The sequence below is a fragment of the Sorangium sp. So ce726 genome, from assembly GCF_051521405.1.
Classification (GTDB): Bacteria; Myxococcota_A; Polyangia; order Polyangiales; family Polyangiaceae; genus Sorangium.
Genome location: NZ_CP150349.1, coordinates 2,514,975 through 2,535,955, shown reverse-complemented (window position 1 = coordinate 2,535,955; position 20,981 = coordinate 2,514,975). Strand labels below are relative to the sequence as shown.

16 protein-coding genes are annotated in these 20,981 nt (G+C 70.7%); 5 read left to right on the top strand and 11 right to left on the bottom strand.

Annotated features, from left to right (window positions below; translation table 11 throughout):
* Positions 1–740 precede the first annotated feature (740 nt).
* Genes WME79_RS09655 through WME79_RS09645 form a run of 3 tightly spaced genes read right to left on the bottom strand, consistent with a single transcriptional unit; the run spans position 741 to position 4,639 of the window.
* Positions 741–1,964, bottom strand: a complete 1,224-nt coding sequence (locus WME79_RS09655) for a tetratricopeptide repeat protein (protein ID WP_437534411.1) — start codon at positions 1,962–1,964, stop codon at positions 741–743.
* The gene (locus WME79_RS09650) at positions 1,961–3,523 is read right to left on the bottom strand and encodes a SpoVR family protein (RefSeq protein ID WP_437534410.1); all 1,563 of its coding nucleotides are present in this window, start codon (positions 3,521–3,523) and stop codon (positions 1,961–1,963) included. The genes WME79_RS09655 and WME79_RS09650 overlap by 4 nt, the downstream gene beginning before the upstream one ends.
* A 6-nt stretch (positions 3,524–3,529) precedes the next feature.
* Positions 3,530–4,639: a DUF444 family protein gene (locus WME79_RS09645; protein ID WP_272101451.1), complete on the bottom strand. Its 1,110-nt coding sequence runs from the start codon at positions 4,637–4,639 to the stop codon at positions 3,530–3,532.
* Positions 4,640–4,827: 188 nt separating this feature from the next.
* Between WME79_RS09645 and WME79_RS09640 the strand changes: the two genes are divergently transcribed.
* Positions 4,828–6,108, top strand: coding sequence for a hypothetical protein (locus WME79_RS09640; protein WP_437534409.1), 1,281 nt, complete (start codon positions 4,828–4,830; stop codon positions 6,106–6,108).
* A gap of 375 nt (positions 6,109–6,483) precedes the next feature.
* On the opposite strand, the gene WME79_RS09635 is transcribed toward WME79_RS09640, so the two are convergent.
* The 5 genes from WME79_RS09635 to glnE form a co-directional block, all read right to left on the bottom strand.
* Positions 6,484–7,071, bottom strand: a complete 588-nt coding sequence (locus WME79_RS09635) for a hypothetical protein (RefSeq protein WP_437534408.1) — start codon at positions 7,069–7,071, stop codon at positions 6,484–6,486.
* Positions 7,072–7,138: 67 nt separating this feature from the next.
* Positions 7,139–7,504 (bottom strand): hypothetical protein, encoded by a 366-nt coding sequence (locus WME79_RS09630; RefSeq protein ID WP_437534407.1) that lies wholly within the window; start codon positions 7,502–7,504, stop codon positions 7,139–7,141.
* A gap of 578 nt (positions 7,505–8,082) precedes the next feature.
* Entirely contained in the window at positions 8,083–9,519 is a 1,437-nt protein-coding gene (locus WME79_RS09625) for a carboxypeptidase-like regulatory domain-containing protein (protein WP_437534406.1), read from the bottom strand.
* A gap of 419 nt (positions 9,520–9,938) precedes the next feature.
* The gene (locus WME79_RS09620) at positions 9,939–10,481 is read right to left on the bottom strand and encodes a hypothetical protein (protein WP_437534405.1); all 543 of its coding nucleotides are present in this window, start codon (positions 10,479–10,481) and stop codon (positions 9,939–9,941) included.
* A 48-nt stretch (positions 10,482–10,529) separates the two neighbouring features.
* Positions 10,530–13,682 (bottom strand): bifunctional [glutamate--ammonia ligase]-adenylyl-L-tyrosine phosphorylase/[glutamate--ammonia-ligase] adenylyltransferase, encoded by a 3,153-nt coding sequence (glnE, locus tag WME79_RS09615; RefSeq protein ID WP_437534404.1) that lies wholly within the window; start codon positions 13,680–13,682, stop codon positions 10,530–10,532.
* 125 nt (positions 13,683–13,807) lie between these two features.
* Here glnE and WME79_RS09610 point away from each other — a divergent pair, with 125 nt between their 5' ends.
* Entirely contained in the window at positions 13,808–14,542 is a 735-nt protein-coding gene (locus WME79_RS09610; RefSeq protein ID WP_437534403.1) for a metallophosphoesterase family protein, read from the top strand.
* Between the two features lie 177 nt (positions 14,543–14,719).
* A complete protein-coding gene (locus WME79_RS09605; protein WP_437534402.1) occupies positions 14,720–15,652 on the top strand; it encodes a diguanylate cyclase in 933 nt (310 codons plus the stop codon).
* 246 nt (positions 15,653–15,898) lie between these two features.
* On the opposite strand, the gene WME79_RS09600 is transcribed toward WME79_RS09605, so the two are convergent.
* From WME79_RS09600 to fni, 3 genes are all read right to left on the bottom strand, one after another.
* Positions 15,899–16,276 carry a response regulator gene (locus WME79_RS09600; protein ID WP_012234398.1) on the bottom strand — a complete coding sequence of 126 codons (378 nt, stop codon included), beginning with the start codon at positions 16,274–16,276 and terminating at the stop codon, positions 15,899–15,901.
* A 2-nt stretch (positions 16,277–16,278) separates the two neighbouring features.
* A complete protein-coding gene (locus tag WME79_RS09595; protein ID WP_272101442.1) occupies positions 16,279–17,124 on the bottom strand; it encodes a GAF domain-containing protein in 846 nt (281 codons plus the stop codon).
* A gap of 225 nt (positions 17,125–17,349) precedes the next feature.
* A complete protein-coding gene (gene fni, locus WME79_RS09590) occupies positions 17,350–18,438 on the bottom strand; it encodes a type 2 isopentenyl-diphosphate Delta-isomerase (RefSeq protein ID WP_437534401.1) in 1,089 nt (362 codons plus the stop codon).
* Between the two features lie 172 nt (positions 18,439–18,610).
* Between fni and WME79_RS09585 the strand changes: the two genes are divergently transcribed.
* Both WME79_RS09585 and argH read left to right on the top strand, forming a co-directional pair.
* Positions 18,611–19,576 (top strand): hypothetical protein, encoded by a 966-nt coding sequence (locus WME79_RS09585; RefSeq protein WP_437534400.1) that lies wholly within the window; start codon positions 18,611–18,613, stop codon positions 19,574–19,576.
* Complete coding sequence (gene argH / locus WME79_RS09580) at positions 19,577–20,869, top strand: argininosuccinate lyase (protein WP_437534399.1); 1,293 nt, start codon at positions 19,577–19,579, stop codon at positions 20,867–20,869.
* Positions 20,870–20,981 lie beyond the last annotated feature (112 nt).

Sequence of the window (20,981 nt, the reverse complement as noted above, 5' to 3'; positions counted from 1 at the left end):
GGGCTCCGCTTGCCTCAGCACGCGACGTTCGTGGGTCACCACGACAGGCAGCCATTTTGTCCACAGAGCACCCGCGCCGGCGGCGCCATTTGTAGTTCGCTATACATGTGCTCCCCGCTGCCTCGAGCGGAGCGCACGGTCGTTGACCATCAGACCCTTTGGAGCAGCAGAAGAGAGGTAATCGAAAGTGCGTCGCTGCTGTCAACCCCTTCCTGCGCGCGGCGAAGGTGCGCTCAGACATCGTGTGGTCCCGCGAGTCGCGGCGGGAGTGCGAGGAGATCCGTGCGCTCACCTACCACCTAGCCCATCGCGCGCCGGAGCCGAGTGCGTCTCTCGGACGCGGATTCGGTATGCGGCCCTCTCGCGCGAGAGTCGGCGTCTCGGGGCAGCGCCGCGGCGAGTCCCACGCCGGGCGAGCGCTCGCGGCTGGCGCCGGGTGTCGTCTGGCGTCCGGGAGCGCTTCACAACATCGATGGTCCCGCAGCCCTCGTCCTGCTGCTGAGCACCGCTCGACCGAGCGCCCTCACCTTCGGCGCGAGCGGCGCGAGCGGCCCCAAAACGCACGAGGTCGGCCATGGCAGCGATTGAGCTTGACAATCATCCATGCAGGCCGCGTGTGTTCACCGTTGCGCTTCCCGACGCGGCTGCGCGCCGCCTCCCGAGCGCGGCGCGCAGCGCGGCCTGGCCGAGGGCTGGCGCCGCGCAGCGCCGCTGTGGCGCACGCGATCGGCGCCTCGGCGTCACCGCGGCGGAGCGCCGCGCCGCTCGACGGCGTCGAGCTCGTCCATCACCGCCTTCACACGCGGATCCGTGGGATCGACCGCGCGCGCCTTCTCGTACGCTGCGCGCGCGTCCTTCAGCTGGCCCGACTGCGCCAGCGCGTTGCCCAGGTTGATCCAGGCGCTCCCGAGCTTGTCGTCGAGCTTGAGCGCCTCGCGGTAGAGCGCGGTCGCCTTCTGCAGGTCGCCGCGGAGGTGGTACGCATACCCGAGGTTCGATCGGTACGTGGCGCGCGCCGGATCGCGCGCCACAGCCGCCTCGAGGTGCGGAACGGCGCGCGCGGGATCGTTCGCGGCGAGGAGCGCCGTCCCGAGGTCGTTCTGCAGGCGCGCATCCGCCGGCGAGAGCCTCGCGGCGCGCTCGTAAGCGCGGATCGCGTCGGCCGTCCTCCCCGCCGCCAGGAGCGCTGTCCCGAGGTTCGCCTGCCGCTCCGTGTCCCCGGGGGCGAGCTCCGCGGCCCTCGTCAGCTCGCGGACGGCGTCTTGCAGGTCGCCGAGCGCGAGGTGCGCGACGCCGAGCGCGGAGTGTGCCTCGGCGTCGCTCGGGGCGAGCTCTGCGGCACGTGTCAGCTCACCGAGCGCCGCGTCGGCCCGGCCGAGGACAAGGAGAGTGCGGCCGAGCTCGAGGTGCGCGAGCGCGTGGTCAGGCTCGAGCGTCACCGCGCGCTTCAGCTCCGGGAGCGCGGCGAGCAGCGTCCTGTCGCCCGGCGCCCCGTTGTAGTCGGTAGACACGCCTGCCCTGGCGATCGCCGCGCGCTGGGTGCCGACGATCGCCGCAGCGTCCTTCTTGTCGAGCTGCGCGGCCGCGCGATAGGCCCTCTCGGCAGCGGCGAAATCGCCGTTCGCATAGGCGGCGTCGCCCTCTTCGAGCTTCCTGTCCGCCGGCGTGCCGGTGCCGCGCGCGACGCGCGGAGGAGGGCTCGCCGCCGCTGCCTCGCTGGTGGACGGCGCGTCGAGCGGGACGCCCGAGCCGACCGGCGCGCCCGCCGCGCCCGCGGCAGCGCCGCTCCCCGGAGGCGGCGCGGGCGCCGCGTTCGCCGGCGGATCGAGCCGGGCAGACGGCGCAGGGGCCTCCGCCGATGGTCGCGGCGCCGGCGCCGGCGAGCGCGACGCCGGCGCCCCAGGGGCGCAGCCGGCGAGCGCGAGCAGGACGCCGAGCCGGCGGATCGCTCCGCTGGCGCTCACAGCTTGTACGGGGTCATCGCGTGCTCCTTGCCGTCGTACCGGAGCAGCACAGGCTTGTTATCCATCTTCGTCGCCACGCCGACCGGCCGCTTCCAGCACCGGACGAGCGCCACGAGCGTCTCGCGCGCGTAGTCGGCGCGGAGGTCGAAGCCGCCGTGCACGTGCTCGAGCAGGAGCTCTCCCCGGTTGCCGTAGTTGGCGTCAACGACACGGATGTACGGGTCGCCGAAGTTCGTCAGCTGGAAGAGGAGCTTCTCCTTCACCTCCTTGAACTCGCGGCTCTCGATCTCGAACCTGTCGTTCCGCCCCGAGAAGCCGAACGTGTACATCTTCTGCTCGATCACGAACTCCGGCGTCAGGAACTCGTCGATGAAGGTCACGTCGTTGTAGAGCGCGCGCACCTGGAAGATCTTCTCGCGGCCGAGGCCGAGCCGCATGTCCCAGGTGCGCTTCGCGTCGAGGTCCGCGCACTCCTCCCACTCGCGGCCGAAGCGGCCCTTGTTCCATCGCTCCTCGATGTAGCGATAGAGCTCCACGCCGACCTTGTAGGGGTTGAAGCGCCCCGGCGCCGTCGCCATGACACCGGCGTTGTTCTCGGCGTAGTCAATGATCTCCGACGCATCGAGGACCTTCTCGGTCATCATCTTCGAGTGCCAGTACGAGGCCCACCCCTCGTTCATGATCTTCGTCTGGCGCTGGGGGACGAAGTAGTAGGTCTCCTCGCGGATGATCTCGAGCACGTCGCGCTCCCACCGATCGAGCGGCGCGTGGTCGAGCAGGAACTTGAGCACGTCGCGCTCCGGGCGCTCCGGCACCTTGCGCTCCGGCTTCTTCTGGTCCTGCCGCTTCTTCCGCTGCGCCGCGAGGATCTCCTCCGGGTTGATGAAGGAGTCCATGTACTCCTTGGCCCGGAGCTTGTAGGTGTCCATCGGCTCCTCCGTGGGCTCCTCGTCCTCCTTGGCCACAGGACGGCCGGTGAAGGGGGCCCACGGGTCGATCAGGTTCTCGAGCGAGAGGCAGTGGTCGACGAACGCCTCGACCTTGTTGATGCCGTAGCGCTCGATGTGGCGCGACACGCGCGCGCCGTGGTTCGCCATCTTGTCGATCCACTTGCGGTCCGGATCGTAGGCCTCGGTCTTCCGCACGGGGTCGACGATCGGGCCGCGATGGTCGAGATCGGTGGACCGGAAGCAGAAGTTGTTCTTGAAGAAGTCGACGTGCGCGTACACGTGCGCCATGACGAGCTTCTGGTCGGTGAGCGAGTTGCCCTCGAGCAGGTAGGCGTACGAAGGGTTGTTGTTGATGACCATCTCGTAGATCTTCGAGAGGCCATACTCGTAGCTCTTCGAGAGCTGCTCGTACTCCATGCCGAACCGCCAGTGCGGGTAGCGGCTCGGGAAGCCGCCGTACGCGGCGATCTCGTTCATCTGGTCGTACGTCAGCATCTCGAAGATGACGGGGAAGAAGTCGAGCCCGTAGTCCTGGGCGATCTTCTCGATGCGCTCCTTCTCGGTGCGCAGGTAGCGGGGAAGCGCGGTGTTCAGGGCGAACTTGCTCATACCGCTCTACTTCCCCTTCCCCAGGAAATCCTTGATGCTGCCCACGATGGCGTCCTTGTCCCTGATCTCGCTCACCACCACCCGATCGTCCTGCGAGAAGTGCTCTTTCAGATCCTTGATGAACTGGCCCGAGCCGTACGGGCTCTCGACCTGCCCGTAGGCGAACATGTTGACCCGCGGCAGGATCTGGGTCTTGAGCACGTCCACGCAGGAGAGCGTGTCGTCCATCGACCAGTTGTCGCCGTCGGAGAAGTGGAACGGATAGATGTTCCACTCGTCCGGCGGGTAGTCGTTGTCGATGATCTGCGAGCAGAGCTTGTAGGCGCTCGAGATCATCGTGCCGCCGGACTCGCGCGTGTGGAAGAACGTGTCCCGGTCGACCTCGCGGGCGATCGCGTCGTGGATGATGAAGCGCGACTCGAGGCCCTTGTACTGGCGGGTCAGCCACGCATCGATCCAGAACGACTCGATGCGCACGATCTCCTTCTGCTCGTCGCCCATCGACCCGGAGACGTCCATCATGTAGATGATGACCGCGTTCGCGACGGGCTCGGTGATCGTCTTCCACGAGCGGTACCGCTTGTCGTCCGGGACAGGAACGACGACGGGCGCCGTCGGGCGGAACGTCCCGCTCGAGATCATCCGCTTCAGCGCCTCGCGGTACGTCCGCTTGAAGTGGCGCAGCGACTCGGGGCCCACCCTGCGGATGCCGGAGTAGCGATCGTGGGCGTTCGAGATCTTGCTCTTGCCCTTGTCCTGGATGTCGGGCAGCTCGAGCTCCTCGCCGAGGATGCCGGCGAGCTCCTCGAGCGTGACGTCGACCTCGAGGAGGTGGTCCCCCTCGCCGCTGCCCGCCTGCCCCTGGCCGGGCTGCTTGTCGTCCGAGCCCCCCACGGGATCGCCGGGGTTGCCGTCGCCCTGCCCGACGCCGCCGCGCTGCTTGTCGCCGAAGCGGAAGCGCGGGATGTCGATCTGAGGGATGGGAATCGAGACGAGGTCCTTCCCCTTTCGTCCGATGAGCTCGCCCTGCGAGATGTACTTGCGCAGGTTCTCGCGGATGCGGCCGCGAACGATCTGACGGAAGCGCCCGTGATCCTGGTCGATCTTCAACGACACGCTCGCGAGTGTAGCATCGGAAGCCGCCTCGGGTCCGCACGTTCGGCGGGCCGCCGAGGTCTCCCGCCCCGGCGGCGCCGCTTCGCCGCTTCCGTTCGACATCTCTATCTCCACTTCCCCACGTCCCCGCCGTTGCCCCACCGCCACGCCCGCCCGTCGTGAACTGCCCCCGTGTTAGCCTCGGCGCCGTGCTTTTCCGAGCGCGCTCCCTCCTCGTGTTCCTCGTGCTCGTGGTCCTCGCGGCGCTGGCCCTCGGGTGCGGCTCCCGAGAGCAGCTCGTCGGGCTGCCCGAGCTCGTGGGCGCGGGGGGCGCCCCTGACGCGCCGCCCCCGGACCCGCCGGTGTGCCAGGAGGACGGGCTCCCCTGCCAGGGCGCGGCGGACTGTTGCAGCGCCATGTGCGCACAGGGGATCTGCGGCGGCGACAGCTGCGCGCGGGACGGCGCGCCGTGCGCCGCCCCGGGCGACTGCTGCGCCGGCCTGTGCACCGACGGGCTCTGCGGGCAGGGCTGCTCCGCCGACGGGGCGCCGTGCCAGAGCGCGGCGGAGTGCTGCGCCGGGGTCTGCATGGGCGGGGCCTGCGGGCGGGGCTGCTTCCAGGACGGGAGCGCGTGCGGGTCCGCGGGGGAGTGCTGCTCGCTGAGCTGCGTGGAGGGCGCATGCCGCGCGCCGTGCATCCCGAACGGCGCGCGCTGCAGCGCGGGCGACGTGTGCTGCAGCGGCGCCTGCATCGCGGGCGTCTGCGCCGAGGCGTGCGCGCCCGACGGCTCCATGTGCGGCCAGAGCGCGGACTGCTGCACCGGGCGCTGCAACGCGGGCATCTGCGGCGGGTGCAGCTCGGACGGGGTCGCGTGCGGCTCGGCCGATGCGTGCTGCTCCGGCGTCTGCGAGCAGGGCGTGTGCGGGGGCGCGGCGTGCTCGCACGCGCCCTGCGAGATCGGCGCGCCGCTCGCAGCGGACTGCGGCGGGTGCGCGGCGGCGCTCTGCCAGTTCGACCCGTTCTGCTGCACCACCAGCTGGGACGCGATCTGCGTCGGCGAGGTCCCCGAGCTCTGCGGCCTGGTCTGCGTCGAGTGCGCCGCAGACGGCCGCCGCTGCGCGTCCGGCGAGGCGTGCTGCAGCGGCGCGTGCGAGGACGGCGTCTGCCGGCCCCCGTGCACGCGCGACGGCCAGCCGTGCGCGGACTCCGGCGAGTGCTGCAACGGCAGCTGCCAGAACGGCCTCTGCGGCGGCCCCGCTTGCCCATCGGACGGGACGGGGTGCGGAGGATGCGTGGCCGAGAGCTGCTGCGCGGAGCTGAACCAGTGCCTGCTGAGCCCCGCCTGCGCGGACGACGTGGCGTGCTTCTTCGGCTGCCTCGACGAGGGGAGCGGCCCCGCTGTCTGCGGGTTCCAGTGCATCCACAGCCCGGAGACGTTGCAGCTGCTGCGCTGCGTGGGCAGGAGCTGCGGCGGCGGCACCTGCTTCTGACGCGCGGCGCGGGGCGCGATGGCGGCGCGAGGGGAGAGGGCCTCGCGCGGGCGTGGGGCTCGCCGCGCCCGCGGCTCCTCCGCGTGGGTCTGGAGCGCGGATTTGCCGAGCGCCTGACGCGCAATAGGCGCTTCCGCCGGGGTTGGCTACAGCAGATCCTGATTTCGATTCCGGTGCTTCCCGCCGACTTTCCGACCGGGAAAGAGGGAAGGCTGTGGCACCATGAGTCCACGAGCGAGCTCATGTCGAGAGAGCTCGGGGGGAGGGCTCAATGCCGAGAGGCGAGACAGCAAAGGATACGTCCAAGCAGAGGAAGCGGGTCCAGAGCAGCGAGCGCGAGCAAGCTGCGCCCGCGATATCCCAGGGCGAGGCGGGTCAGAAGGCGCCGCGCAGGCGGACGAAGTCCGCTGCCGGCGCACGGATGGCCGCTTCGTCGACCCGGCGGGTGACCCGGGCGAAGAAGGGAGCGAGCAAGGCAGGAGCGAGCGCCGCGGCGCGGCCGGGCACGGCGCGGAGCACCGCGGCGGCGCAGAAGAAGAAGACCAGCAGCGCGCCGAGGAAGACGACCGCCGGACAGACGAGCCGGCAGCAGAGCGGCGCGGCCAAGAGGGCGGCCACGACGAGGAAGCGGACCACCACCGGTAGCGCGGCGGGGCGCGGCCGGAGCTCAGCCGGGGCGACGCCGGCCGGCGGGCGCAAGACGACGCGCGCGGCGGGCGCGAAGCGCGCAGCGGGCGCGAAGCGCGCGGCGCCGCAGCGCGCAGCAGCGATGAGGAAGCCGTCGGCCAGCGCCCGCGCCGGGCGCGGAGCAGCGCGGCGGACGAAGGCGGCGCAGCCGGGCGCGCAGAGGGCGGGGCAGAAGCGCGCGACCGCCAGCAAGCGGTCGGCGGCCAGCTGAGCTGCAGCGTCGGGCGCGCCGCTCGCCGCGGAGCGCCCAGCCGCACCTTTCCCATCGCATCCCATCCCAAACATCCCAAGAGGGCGCCGGCAGATGCTCGGCCGTCGCGCACGACGCCGCGCCTGGGCGCGCTCAGGGCGGTGGCGGCAGCGGCTCACCGACCATGAGGACCACCCAGGTGGCGGTCAGGAAGGGATACGGCGCCCCGCCGAGGCCTGGCACCGTCGACCGCGCGCGCCGCGCGCAGAGCGCGCAGCCCGCGTCGCCGCGCCGGCCGAACAGGTACCGGCGCGAGGACGGCGGCGGCGCAGGACAGACCTGAACTTCATCGCCCTCCATCACTCCGCACATCCCCCCCATCTCGCCCTGCAGCGGAAGCGCCTCCGTGCGCCCGGTCTCCTGCGACGCCCCGCGCGAGCGCGGAGCGCGAGCGCCCTCGCGAAGCCAGCGCTCGATGGCCCGATATGCAGCCGCTGACGTAGGGCGATGCTGGACCATCGTAGGAATGTTCCTTCTGCCGAGCCGAAGACCAGCGACCCAGGCTCCAGATGTAACCCCGCACTGCGGGCGAGATTCATCCTAGCAGGATCCCCGGACCACGCATGGATGACATTCCGTATCTGCGTGGTGCTTCCCACCGCGACAGCCTCTTGTCTCGGCTGTCGTCATGATTGTCGTCTTCGTACGCTTCCGTCTGCTCCCTCTGCTCAATCGATATCTCCGAGGCGCACACGGAGGGCAGGGCGGCGAATGACTGCGCAGCGCGGCAGCGTGCCCCGCCGCCGGCCCGCGCGCAATGGAGCACAAATGCTCCCCGGCTCGCGGTCTCCCGCGATCAGGCGAGGCGGATAACAACAGGACATCCCGGAGAGGCACGAAGGCAAAGCCCGATGGCGCGCGGCGCTCGCCGGGTCGAGCGGAGAAGACGCTCTCCGCCCATCATCAAGGATCGTTTGCGGGGCAGCTCGGGATGCAGACGACGTAGTTCAGGAGAATACCGACATGCGTCCTTCAGCCCCGGCGGGGCTCCGAGGCCGGCGCACGAGCGCCGGCCCGATGGAGGCGAGCGAGGCAGGTCACTGCGGGATGGGGATCGGCGGCGGCTCGTCGTCGGGCACGATGCAGGACGACAGATCGAACAGCATGAAGAGCAGCGCCTTCTCCTGAGCGCTCAGCTCCTCCGTGGAGCACCCCTCCGGGAAGGGCGGGCCCGTGAGGTCCGCCGCAGAGACATGGATGTCCGTGAACACGAGACGCCCGCACTGCTGATCTTCTGGGACGTCGACAGGCGTGTTGAATGTGAAGTACTGGACCCCGGCCGGCTCGGGCTCGTTGTAATAGATCCACCGGGTCGAGATGTCTTCGGTCACGTCGCTCACCGTATGCTGCGCGCCGTTGATCACGATCTCGCCGGGCACGTCCGACGCGCCGACATTGACGAGCCACTCCGCGAGGGCTTGCCCCTTCGGGAGCGTGGTGTCCACGAGCGCCGTGAGAGGGCTCTCCGGGTCCGTGACGTCGTTGTCCCAGACCGCCGTGTCCGGGAACGGCGCCGGCCCCTTCTTCAGCCAGACGTTGTGCCAGTGGGACGCAAACACGCGCCCGCCGAGCGAGGTATATTCGAACATGGCCTGGCGCGCGGGCCCGGGTTTGTCTTCCTGGTGCGGGTCGCCCTCGCAGGCGAGGATCACCATGTCGTACAGGCGCAGGGCATCGACGGTCCCCCAGAGGCTCGTGGCCGGCGTGAACTCCACGCCTTGATTCAGGCCATCCGCATAGCGCGTCGTCACCGGGTGATCGTCGTCACCGCGGCCGGCGAACAGGTTGATCCGTCCCGTCCCGGTCTCCGGCGTGAACTCGCTCTCATCGATCCCGAGCTTGTGCAACAAGCACTCGAGCGGATCGGCGCCGCCCGTCGTGAGCGCGATCTTCGGGATGTGCCCCTCCGATTGGTTGCGCGGCAACCGGATGATCCCGGCGTCCGTCGCGGTGTCCTCGCATCGCGAGACCACGGGGAGCGTCATCTCGCGGCGCCATTTGCCCACCTGCACGACGAGCGGGATGTTCTCGCCGACCGGCACGTCCTCCAGCACGAACTTTCCTTCCGTATCGGTCAGCGCCGTCACGAGGGGTGAGCCGGAGAGCGTCGCGCTGCACTGATCGCAGGTCGCGCCGTCGGGGATGGGATCGAGCGGCGCATTGGGGACGTAGACGATCACGTTGTAGAGCGGCAGTTTGCCCGAGGGGTCGTATACGGTGCCGCTCACCGTCGTCTTCGCCCCGTTCTCGCATTCGACCTGCTGGCATTCGAGGCCCTCGCAGCCGCCTTCGCCTCCGACACCGCCCCCGCTGGCGATCGCCGGGAAGCCGCCGAAGCCACCGCCAGTTCCACTCCCGCCGCCAGGCCCCGCGCCGCCAGGCCCCGCGCTGCCGGATGCGATGGGCGCAGTGCCCCCGGTATCTCCGCAGGAGCAGCCAGCCATGACGCCCGGTGCTACAGCGATCGCAGCCATCAAGACTCCCGCCTTGCCCGACCAAGTCACCATTTCGAGCCTCCCGGCGACGCGAGCAAAGGTGCTCTGCTGCCGCCCAGTCTCTATCGTATGCCAGACTGTAGAAATCGGGAAGTATGTCCAGCAAAGAGCAGGAATGGAGCGATGGGTTATTAGGGCGAGCCCTGATACCTCTGACTACCGCGTCCACGAAGGACACGCGTGTCGTGCGGTCGGACGGCCTGGACAGTGAATCTGCGTGCGTCCGACATGGTGCGTGACGCAATGACAAGGAGGATTGACGGATCGATGATTTGTGACGAGCGCGTTGCTGCTTTTCGGCTCTGCGCTCCGCGCAATCGCGCCGTGAGCGAGGTCCCGCGACGAGCGCCGCTCGCGCCTCCGGCTCGCCTGAGCCCGCTTCGGGCCGGGATGGCGGATTACTGCGAATCGACGCGGGTCAGCCCGAACCAGAGCACAGCGTGCCACCGCTCGTGCCACTTCAGCAGCATCGGCCCGATCGCGAGCCCGGCCTCCACGGTCCTCAGCTCGTCCTTAACCGCGCTCACCGGCCAGGGATTGCCGAACGCCTTCTCGCCATACGTCAGCGCGAGCGTCGGCTCGCCGTCGAGCTCCGAAGGGATCAGCTGCGCCTTGAAGCGGCACACCCGGCTCCCGAAGACCACGTTCGTGCCGGAGTTGCCGCCATGGTCGAACTCGTTCCCTTTCCAGGGCATCCAGCGCGACGCGAGCGCCGTGATCAGCGGGCGCGTCGCCAGGTGGATCCCGGCCGTCGGCTGCAGGGCGAGCAGGCGCCCTCGCGGTAGATCGCCGAGCTCCGCCGGATCCGCCGGCTTCCCTGCCTCGTAGAACTGCCTCAGCGTCCCCGGGTGCGCGCCGACGAGGCTATCGAGGGGGGTCGTCCCGGTGACATGACGGTGCCCGACGGACGGGCGTGCGCTCTGCTCGCTCTGGGTGGTCATCGGAACGCCTGGCATTCCACCGCGTCCGACAAGGGTCAACGGCAACCGTCAGCGCTCGTCTTCGCCCGTTTCCCCTGCGCTCGCCGTGTTCGCCTCTCGCGCCTCGCTCGCCTCACCGGTAGACGCCGCGCCGCCCGCGACGATGGCCTCGTACGCCCGGCGTACGCGCTCGGTGATCGCGCCGTAGCGCGCGAGCAGCTCGCGCGCGGCCTCGGCCGCGGTGCGGCCCCGGATGCCCGTCCGACGCGCGAGGGTCGGGACCCCTGGCGCGTCCTCCTCGAGGAGCTGCGAGGCGTCCGCGTGGACGATGCGGATCCGTTGCTCCAGCTTGCGCAGGAACGCGTGGCCGTCCCGGAACGTCTCGGCGTGCTCGGCCGACAGGTGTCCGGCCGCGGCGAGCGCGTCGATCGCCGCGAGCGTCTCGGTGGTCCTGACGCGCGGATCGGCGCCGTGCCGGATCTGCAGGAGCTGCACCGAGAACTCGATGTCCGCGAGGCCGCCCCGCCCGAGCTTGAAGTCGCGGCGGCCGTGGCGCTCGTGCGAGAGCTCGCGCTCCATGCGCAGCCGGAGCCTGTGGATCTCCTCGGCGATCCGATCGAAATCGTCCGCCTGGAGGTACGCGGCCTCGTGCGCGATGGCGATCGCCTCCGCCCCGAGCTCGGGATCGCCGGCCGACGCGCGCGCCCGGATCAGCGCGAGCCGCTCCCAGATCGCCGCGCGCATGTGCCGCGCGCCGGGCGACGACTCCGGCTCCGCGAGCGCCGGGGAAGCCGCGTCGGCGCGGCGGATGCCGTGGTAGCGAGCGAACGAGTCGACGGACGTGACGAGCAGCCCCTGGCTGCCCGATGGGCGCAGGCGCGTGTCGAGCTCGTAGCCTGGGCCCGCCGCGTGCGACATGGAGATGAGCCGGATGATCTGCCGCGCGCGCCGCGCGTAGTACGTGCCCGGGTCCGACGCGGCCCCGTGCTCACCGGGCGGCGCACACGCCGGGTCGAACAGGAAGAAGACGTCCAGATCCGAGCCGTAGCCGATCTCGCGGCCGCCGAGCTTGCCCATCGCGATCACGGCGAGCCCTCGCACGGGCTCGCCCGGCGGCGTCCCCAGCGCGAAGCGCGTCGCGGCATCGAGCGACGCGTCGGCCAGATCCGAGAGCGCGAGCGTCGCCTCGCGCGTGCCGACCTCGCCGCTCAGGTCGGCGAGGCCGACCTCGATGGTGACGCGCGCCTTGGCGCGCCGGAGCGCCCCGATGAGCGCCTCCTCCGGATCCTCGTCCGGCGACGCCTCGCTGAGGCTGGCCTCGATCGTGTGTCGGATCAGCTCGGCGCTCGGCGCGCCGCGCGCGAACAGGACGGCGTCGACGAGCTCGGGGTACCTCACCATGGCGTCGCCGATGAACGCGCTCGACCCGAGCGCCTCGACGAGCCTGCGGAGCGCGCGAGGATCGTCGCCGAGCATGCGCGCATAGACGGAGGAGTGCCTGATGCGGGAGAAGCACAGCCGGAGAAAGCGCGCGGCCTGCTCCGGATCGGCGGCGTCGACGACCGCGGCGAGCAGCGTCTCCGCGAGGGACGAGGACGCCTCGCGGCTGCGCGCCCCGAGCAGGCCGTCCGGGTGGCGGGACAGCTCGAAGAGATCGTCGGCGACGTCGCGGAAGCGCGCCGTCAGCGAGGCGTGCGGCTCTGGCGGCGCGGCGAGCTCGGGGGCGGCGCCGCCGGCGGCGGCCGCCGGCTCGCCGCCGAGGACGAGCACAGCGTGCTTCGCCAGCGCCTCGGCGAACGCGTCGCGATCGCCGTGGTCGAGCGCGGCCATCGCGTCGATCCACCGCGACGGCCGGGCGCTCCCCTTCGGCAGGAGCGACAGGAGCCGGGCCTTGATGCGCCCCCGGCGCTGCGCGGTGTCGGCCAGGAACGCCGCGGCGTCCTCGAAGCGCAGCGTCCGCGCGAGGCGCGCGATCTCCGCCTCGCTGTCGGGGAGGAGGTGCGTCTGCACGCCGGTCGCGGACTGCACGGCGTGCTCCGCGCGCCGGAGCGCGAGGTAGCCCTCCACGAGCTCCCGCCCCTCCCGGTCGGTCACGTACCCGAGGGTGCGCATGCGCCGCAGGCCGTCGAGCATGCCCTGCGCGCGCGCGCGGGGCTCGCGCCCGCCCCAGATGAGCTGCAGGGCTTGCACGAAGAACTCCGCCTCGCGGATCCCGCCCGGGCCGAGCTTCAGGTCGCGCGACGCGTCGTGCGGGAGCTCCGCGCGAGCGCGATCGACGAGCTCGATCATGTCGACGGCGAGCTGCGGATCGACCTGGCGCCGCCACACGAACGGGCCGAGCACCCCGAGCGCCTCGGCGCCAAAGTCGAGATCGCCGGCGATCTCGCGGGCGCGGAGCAGCGCGGCGCGCTCCCAGAGGCGGCCGAACGACTCGTAGTAGCGCTCGGCGGCGGCCAGCGAGTTGACGAGCGGACCGCTCCGGCCCTCGGGGCGGAGCCGGAGATCCACGCGCCAGACGAAGCCGTCCTCCGTGACCTCCTCGAGCGTCGACGTGAGGCGGCGCGCGACGCGGGCCCAGAAGTCGTGCAGGGTGACCGAGACGGCGCGGTCGCCGGGGAGGCCCACGTGCCCGTCGTCCGTGTCGTAGAGGTAGATCAGATCCACGTCGGAGCCCGCGTTGAGCTCGTCGCCGCCGAGCTTCCCCATCCCGAGCACGACGAACTTCGAGCGCGCGCCCGTCGCGGTGCGTGGCTCTCCGAAGCGCGCGGTCACGGCGGAGATCGCCTCGGCGAGCGCGACCTCGATCGTGGCCTCGGCGAGCGCGGTGAGCTCGCGCGCGGTGACGTCGATGTCCGCGCCGCCCGCCGACGGCGGGAGCAGCTCGCGCAGCGCGACGCGGATCCGCTCCTCGCGCGCCACGCGCCGGAGCTCCCGCCGGACGCGGTCCGTGTCCGAGACGTCGCCGACGCGGCTCCGGATCCGCGCCAGGTACGTGGCGCGATCGCGGGCCGTCTGGTGGCCTTCCGCCGCGAGCCGCTCCACGATGTCCGGATTTGCCTCGATGATCGCGCCGATCGCGGGGTAGGCGGCCGTCAGGAGCGCCGCGATGGCGAAGGCCATCGTCCCGGGACGAAGCCGAGACGACAGCCGCTCCGCGCGGTCCTTCACGCGTTGCTCATCGATCGCGCTCGCGATCTCCAGGAGCCTCGAGACCTGTTGCATGGCGGGAGGCTAGCAAGACCGTGGGGGCGTGAACGGCGGTTCCGCAGGGCCCGACCGCCGGTTTATCGCGACCTGGCCCCACCTCGCGCCTTGGCGGCGTCGCTCTCAGATCCTATGCTCGCCGGGTGCGATTGCTCTGCGTCTCGGATATTCACGGCCACGCCGACGCGCTCGCGGCGGTCCTGGCCACGGCCGAGCGCCGAGGGTACACCCAGCTCCTGGTCGCCGGAGATCTCTGCTTTCCCGGCCCGAAGCCGCTCGAGACGTGGCGCCGGCTCACCCAGGCCAAGGCGGTTTGCGTACAGGGCGTATCGGATCGCGCCCTGGCGACGCTGGACCTCGACAAGGTCAGGGCGCGGAGCGAGCACGAGCGAGCGCGGCTCGATCGCCTGTCCCAGACGCGCACCGAGCTCGGCGAGCTGATCCTTGCGCGGCTGGCGCGGCTCGCCCCGACGTACCGCCTGCCGCTCGAGGACGGCGGCGAGCTCGTCCTGGTCCATGGCTCCCCGGCGGATCCGCTCGAGCCGATCTCTCACGACATGACGGATGAGGAGGTGCTCTCCCTGCTCGGCGACGATCCGGCGGATGTCGTGATCTGTGGTGGCTCCCACGTCCCGTTCGATCGGATGGTGGGCGGCGTGCGCATCATCAACGTCGGCTCGGTGGGTGAAGCGCCGTGCTCGTCGATGCGGAGTGACGTCGACCTGGTGCGCGTCGGTGCGCGCGCTCCTGGCGAGCTTGTGCGGAGCGGTGCCGTCTCCGCGTATGGCACGGGGCACGCCGACGCGACGTTCATCGAGCTCCGAGCGGGCGAGCTCTGGGTCGAGCAGGTCGTGGTGCCGCTCGGCAGGGCTGCGTGAGCGCGCAGGTGCGCGGGAGCGCTCCGTCGGGAGTGACGCGCAAGTGGTGGGAAACGCTCGAACCTCGCGAACCTCGCGCGACGCTCCGTCACGCACCCTACCCGACAGGGAACATCGCCTGTGCCATGCCCTCCCGCTTGAACCTATTTCAAGGATTTAGGATCATCCTCAGGGAGCATGGGCAGCTACCTCCCCGACGATGACTTCGAGGCCACGCGGGTGGCCAACGTTGGGGAACTCCACAAGGAGCTCCCGGCGCGCTCGCCGAAGGACCGCGCCTACCTCATCGTGCTCGCTGGCTCGAACGTCGGCGAGATGTACCGGGTCGAGGGCGCCGAGATCGTGATCGGCCGGGCATCCGGGGCGACCATCCGGCTGAACGACGACGGCATCTCGCGGCGCCACGCGCGCCTCCTCCAGATGGACAGCCAGGTGCTGATCGAGGATCTCAACAGCTCGAACGGGACGATGGTGAACGGCGAGCACATCACGCGCCTCGCCCTGCACGACGGCGACAAGATCCGCCTGGGCTCGACGACCATCCTCAAGTTCACCTACCACGATCACCTGGATGAGTCGTTTCAGCAGCAGATGTACGACGCCGCGCTGCGCGACGCCCTCACCAAGGCCTTCAACAAGAAGTATTTCCTGGATCGGCTCGAGACCGAGGTCTCGTATGCGCGGCGGCACGGCGCGCACCTGTCGCTGCTCATGTTCGACGTCGATCATTTCAAGAGGATCAACGACACCTTCGGGCACCTCGCCGGCGACTACGTGCTTGCGAGGATCGCCAAGATCGCGAGCCACACGGTGCGGACCGAGGACGTCTTCGCGCGCTACGGCGGTGAAGAGTTCGGCATCCTGTGCCGCGGCGTAGCGCTCGAGAACGCGGGCATCCTCGGCGAGCGGCTGCGCCTGCTCATCGAGGGGTCGGTCTTCGAGCACGAGGGCGTTCGCATGCCGACGACGATCAGCGTCGGCGTCGCGGCGCACCCCGAGCTCGCGGTGCAGACCGGCATGGAGCTCATCGCGGCGGCCGATGAGGCGCTCTACGAGGCGAAGCGCACCGGTCGCAACCGCGTGCTCCTGAAGTTCGGCCCGAAGCCGTAGAGCGGAGCGGGGTGCAGGTTCGTGCGCTACGGGGCCATCCGCGGCGTTCGGCTCGCTGCGGCGTACTTTCGTACGCCTCACTCGCCTGCCTAGCGGCTGACCCCGTAGCGCACGAACCTGCACCCCGCTCTGAGCCTGGGGCCCCGGATCATCGCAGCGCCGACCCGCGCGGCTGCGGCAGGGCTCCGCGTCGCCCAAGCGACCGGCGCGACCGTGCGCCCGCTGACGCGGGCGCCAGCGCGCACGTCAGTCGATCTTGAGGAGCTCCTTGACCTTGGCGATGACCTGCGGGGCCTGAATGGGCTTCGTGATGTACGCGTTCGCGCCGAGCTGCAACGCGCGCTGACGATCCTCCTGAGACCCCTCGGTGGTGATGATGATGATCGGGGTGTCCTTGTGGACCGGATCCGTGCGCACGCGCTTGACGAGCTTGAGCCCGTCCATGATCGGCATGTTGATGTCGGTGATGATCACGTCGTACTTGGTCGAGGCGAGCTTGCGGAGACCGTCGACGCCATCGTCTGCCTCGGTGACGCGGAGATTCTTCACGCGCGCCAGCGCGAAGACCAAGAGCTGCCGCATCATGGGCGAGTCTTCAACGATCAGACACGAGTACTCGGCCATGATCAGTCCTCCAGGTCCAGGAATGCCTGGACGCCAGGCACCTTCCGGCCGGCGTCGGTGAAGAGCCGCGCGTTGATGAGGGCGGGGGCGGCCTGGGCCCCGAGGAGCTTGAAGAGCTCGGTGTCCACGTTCACGAACTCCGTCTTTTGCGGGAGCGTGCTGAAGATCGCGATGACACCCACGGTGCGCCCGTTGAAATCGAGCGGGATCACTGCAGCGGGATCCTCGATGCTCCCCTTGGAGACGTCCTTGGTCTCGTCGAAGAAGATTTCCCCCTTCGAGAATGCCTGGCCGACGACGCCTTCGGTCACCGGCATGCGCACGATCTCCTCGACCGCGACGCCTTCGCTCGCGATCGAGACGAGCTCTTTACCATCGGGAGACGCCAGGTACACGGAGAAGGCGCCCGCGCCGAGGAACTGCGCCAGCAGCTCCTTCAGGTTGCGGAGGACATGGCGCACGTTGCGCGCCGCGTGCAGCTGCGACAGCGCGACGTACAGGTTCGCGAGGTTCGCGAGCTCTCCCTCCGCCTCCGAGTAGCGGCTGTTGAAGCGGTCCGAGGCCGCCACCATCCGCACCGACTGCGTCACCAGGTCGCGTTTCTCCTGCTCGAGCTCCTCGATCTTGCGGAGCAGATCGCGGATGGCCGAGTCGCTCGCGAGGTGCGCGCGGAGCTTGCCGTTCTCCGACTCGAGCTCGGAGATCTTGTCACGAAGGCGCTCGTTCTCGCGGAGGAGCTCCTCGGTCAGCTGCGCCCCCTTGCGGAAGAACTGCTGAATGAAGGCATCGCGCTCCTTCTTCAGGTCCTCGGGGGGACGATCGCTCGGACGCCCTTTTTTCTCCGTCATTTTATCCCGGGGTTCTCCAGAGCTTCGGACCGTATCATGCGGGGCTGACCGGACGGAAGCGTCGAGCGCGGGCCAGAGGCGTGCCCGGCGCCCCCGCCAAGGACAGCGACCGCTGGGCGCCTCGCCGGCCCCGCCGACAACGTCGGTTCGGCCCCGCCGGCCCTACCCCGGGGACCGGACCCCGCCGTCTCGGCCCCCCTACCCCCGTCACCCCCACCGCCACGACTACGCCTTCTCCATCTGCTTCATCTGCTTCAGCAACCTGCTCCACCTGCGCAGCTCCCGTCCGAGCAGCACAGGTGCCTTCTGGAGCGACGCGATGTCGCGCGCCCCGACGAGCAGCATGACCGCCCGGAGCTCGGCCTCGACGCTCTCGAGGTACCGCACCGCTGCGTCCCGTCCCCCCGAGACGAACGCCTGGAGGACCGGACGCGCGATCCCGGCCGCATGCGCGCCGAGCGCGAGCGCTCGAGCGATGTCAAGGCCGCTCGTGATGCCCCCGGTCGCGATGATCGTCTTGAAACGAGGACGGATAGCGCGGGCGATGAGCACCGAGGCGGCCGTGGGTACCCCCCACTCGCGCAGCGCCTCACCCAGGGAGCGGGCCGCACCCTCGGCGCGGGCCGCCTCGACGGCGACCCAGGAGGTGCCTCCGGAGCCGGAGACGTCCAGATCGCGGACGCCCGCCCGGACCAGGCGGTACGCTGTCCCCGGGCCGATCCCGCAGCCGGTCTCCTTCGCGATGACCGGCACGCTGAGGCCGCTCGCGAGCCGGCCCATCGCGTCCAGCGCGCCGGCGAAGTCCCGGTCGCCGCCCGGTTGGACCAGCTCCATCGCGGGGTTCATGTGGACGCAGAGCGCGTCGGCGCCGACCTGGGCCACGAGCTCGGCGACCGCCTCCGTCGACAGCGATCGCGCCTGCACGGCGCCGATGTTCCCGAGAAGAAGCGTGGTCGGAGCGTGCGCGCGGACCTCGTAGGTGGCCGAGGCGTCGCCGTTCAGCATCGCCCGCTGGCTGCCGAGCCCGAAGCCGTACCCGCGCTCCTCGGCGATCTGCGAGAGCTCCCGGTTGATCGCATGCGCGCGCTCCGTCCCGCCGGTCATGGCCGCGATCAGGAGCGGGACGCGGAGCCGCTTCCCGAGCAGCAGCACCGACGTGTCGATCGCGTCGAGGGAGAGCTCCGGCAACGCGTCGTGGATCAGCTCGACCTGCTCCAGCAGCGTGGTCTTGGCGCGGAACCCGACATCGCCGGTCGCGCAGAGCTCGATGTGATCCGCTTTCCTCTCGGAGATGTCCTTCGCCTCTTCCGTCATGGGGGCACAACTTTACGCGGTCGCCGACCGCCGTCGAAAAGGAAGTGGCATGGACAAAAAAACGCCAAAATTGGCGTCCCCGAGCCAGGCGTTGCCGCCCGGCCCGCCTTCTGCTGTAGCTACGCGGGAACTACCGCGCGACCGCCGCGCTGCGGTGGCATACAGTAGCTGTATGGACCTCCCGGACGAACCGCAGATCCGCTGGATCCTTCGTACGACCGCAACGCTCCTCCAGCACGGCGCGGAGCCGGTGCGCGGGCTGGTGCAGCCGACGGCCGAGTTCTTCCCGGACGCGTTCGACGGCTCGCCGAAGACGGTGGCCGCCCTGATGCTGCGGGTCCAGGAGCAGGCCGGGCTCCAGGATCTCCCGGTGGAGCTCGCGGTGGTCACCCCGGAGGGGCAGGCCAGCACCGTGAGCTGCTCGAGCGGCGCCTGCGGCGGGATGGCGCTGGATACGAAGCTGGAGCGCGTCGCCCCGCGCGGCGACGGAGGGTACCGGGTCGCGCTCTCCGCGGGCGAGCTCCGCAACCCCACGGTGCTCACGACGGCGTTCGTGCGCGCCGTCGCGTACATGTTCCTGAGCGAGGCCGGCGCCTTCGACGCGCTCGCGCCGTCGGACCGCGAGCCCGCGGTGGATCTCGCCGCCGTCCTGCTCGGCTTCGGCGTCCTCACGACGAACGGCTCCTACCTGTACGCGAAGGGCTGCGGCGGCGTCCAGGTGCACTCGGCGACCAAGATGCCGGTCGACGAGCTCGCGCTCGCGCTCGCCGTCTACTGCCGGCTGCACGACGTGCCTGACCGGACCGCCGCGCAGCACCTCGACGTGACGCCGCGCGCCCATTTCGACGAGTCCGCCGTCTGGGCCAGCTCCAACGCCGCGCTCGTCCGCATGCTGCGCGCCGCGCCGGACCGGATCGCCGCGGACGACTACGCGATCGGCGAATCGAGGAGCTGGCTGGCCCGCGCGCTCGGCCTCGGCAAGCGCCGGCCGGCGCGGACGGCGGAGGACGATCTGCGCGAGCTCGAGCGAGAGCTCGCGCCCGCGGCCGGCGCGGTGAAGCCGCGACCGCTGGACGAGGGCAAGGCCAAGAAGCTTGCCGAGATCCGTGCTCTCGTGGACGAGAGCCTGGGGAGCTGAATGAGCGTACGACTCTGGGACAAAGGGGGCGCGACCGACGCCCAAATGCTGCGTTACACCTCGCGCGACGACTGGCAGCTCGATCAGCGCCTCCTCGCGTACGACCTGCGGGCCACCATCGCGCACGTCCGCGGGCTCGCGCGGATCGACGTGCTCAGCGAGGCGGAGCGGGACGCGCTCGTCCGCGAGCTCGAGGTGCTCTCGGCGCAGAACGAGGCCGGCGAGCTGCGGCTCACCGAGGACGACGAGGACGGCCACAGCGCGATCGAGGCCGCGCTGGTCGCCCGCATCGGCGACGCGGGCAAGAAGGTGCACACCGGCCGGAGCCGCAACGATCAGGTGCTCGTCGCCACGCGCCTGTACGAGCGCGACGCGCTGGACGAGCTCACCGAGAACGCGACCGCCGGCGCCCGCGCGCTGCTCGATCTCGCCAGGCGCGAGGCGGAGACGCCGATGCCCGGCTACACGCACCTGCAGCGGGCGGTGCCGTCGTCCGTCGGCTACTGGGCCGCCTCGTTCGTCGAGGGGCTCACCGACGCGATCGACGTGGTGCGCTCGACGCGAGCGCTCGTCGATCGCTGCCCGCTCGGGGGCGCCGCGGGCTTCGGCGTGAACCTCCCGCTCGATCGCGTCGGCGTCGCGCGCGAGCTCGGGTTCGCCGGCGTGGCGCTGAACCCGCTCGCGTCCCAGACGTCGCGCGGCATCATCGAGGCGCAGATCCTCGCCGCCGCGTGGCAGGTGATGGCCGTGAGCCGCCGGCTCGCGTGGGATCTCAGCCTGTTCGCGATGAGCGAGCTCGCGTTCATCCGCCTCCCGGAGGCGTTCACGACCGGCTCGTCGATCATGCCCCAGAAGCGCAACCCCGACGTCGTCGAGCTCATGCGCGCGGCGTGCTCCGTCGTCCAGGGGGCGCTCGCCGAGGTGCAGTCCATCGTGGCGCTGCCGTCGGGCTACCACCGCGATCTCCAGCTCACGAAGGGCCCCACGATGCGCGGGCTCGACGAGGCGCTCGCGACGTCGCGCCTCTTGCCACGGCTCGTCGAGGGCCTCGCGTTCGACCGGGAGCGCATGGCCCGCGCGATCACGCCGGAGTGCTTCGCCACGGATCGCGCTGTCGAGCTCGCCGTGGAGGGCGTCCCCTTCCGCGAGGCCTACCGCAAGGTCGCGGCCGAGATCGCGGCGCTGCCGGCCGGCGACGCCGCGGCGAGCCTCCGCGCGCGCGTGTCGCTCGGGGCTCCGGGCAACCTCGCGCTGGACGACCTGGCCCGCAGGCTCGATCGCCACGCGCGCTAGCTCCGCCTGTCAGAGGTCCCGCCATGGGCAGGCGCGCGCCGCGCTGGCGCCGCCCGCCCGAAGCCCTGTTCCCTGGCTTCGCGTGTCAGCGATCCCTGACGGGATTCGTGAC

Bases quoted from the DNA above. Each gene is read 5' to 3' on its own strand.
- WME79_RS09600 (WP_012234398.1), bottom strand. From the start codon at position 16,276: ATGGCCGAGTACTCGTGTCTGATCGTTGAAGACTCGCCCATGATGCGG.
- WME79_RS09585 (WP_437534400.1), top strand. From the start codon at position 18,611: ATGGACCTCCCGGACGAACCGCAGATCCGCTGGATCCTTCGTACGACC.
- WME79_RS09635 (WP_437534408.1), bottom strand. From the start codon at position 7,071: ATGGGATGCGATGGGAAAGGTGCGGCTGGGCGCTCCGCGGCGAGCGGC.
- WME79_RS09650 (WP_437534410.1), bottom strand. From the start codon at position 3,523: ATGAGCAAGTTCGCCCTGAACACCGCGCTTCCCCGCTACCTGCGCACC.
- WME79_RS09605 (WP_437534402.1), top strand. From the start codon at position 14,720: ATGGGCAGCTACCTCCCCGACGATGACTTCGAGGCCACGCGGGTGGCC.
- WME79_RS09630 (WP_437534407.1), bottom strand. From the start codon at position 7,504: ATGGTCCAGCATCGCCCTACGTCAGCGGCTGCATATCGGGCCATCGAG.
- WME79_RS09625 (WP_437534406.1), bottom strand. From the start codon at position 9,519: ATGGCTGCGATCGCTGTAGCACCGGGCGTCATGGCTGGCTGCTCCTGC.
- WME79_RS09595 (WP_272101442.1), bottom strand. From the start codon at position 17,124: ATGACGGAGAAAAAAGGGCGTCCGAGCGATCGTCCCCCCGAGGACCTG.
- WME79_RS09620 (WP_437534405.1), bottom strand. From the start codon at position 10,481: ATGACCACCCAGAGCGAGCAGAGCGCACGCCCGTCCGTCGGGCACCGT.
- argH (WP_437534399.1), top strand. From the start codon at position 19,577: ATGAGCGTACGACTCTGGGACAAAGGGGGCGCGACCGACGCCCAAATG.
- glnE (WP_437534404.1), bottom strand. From the start codon at position 13,682: ATGCAACAGGTCTCGAGGCTCCTGGAGATCGCGAGCGCGATCGATGAG.
- fni (WP_437534401.1), bottom strand. From the start codon at position 18,438: ATGACGGAAGAGGCGAAGGACATCTCCGAGAGGAAAGCGGATCACATC.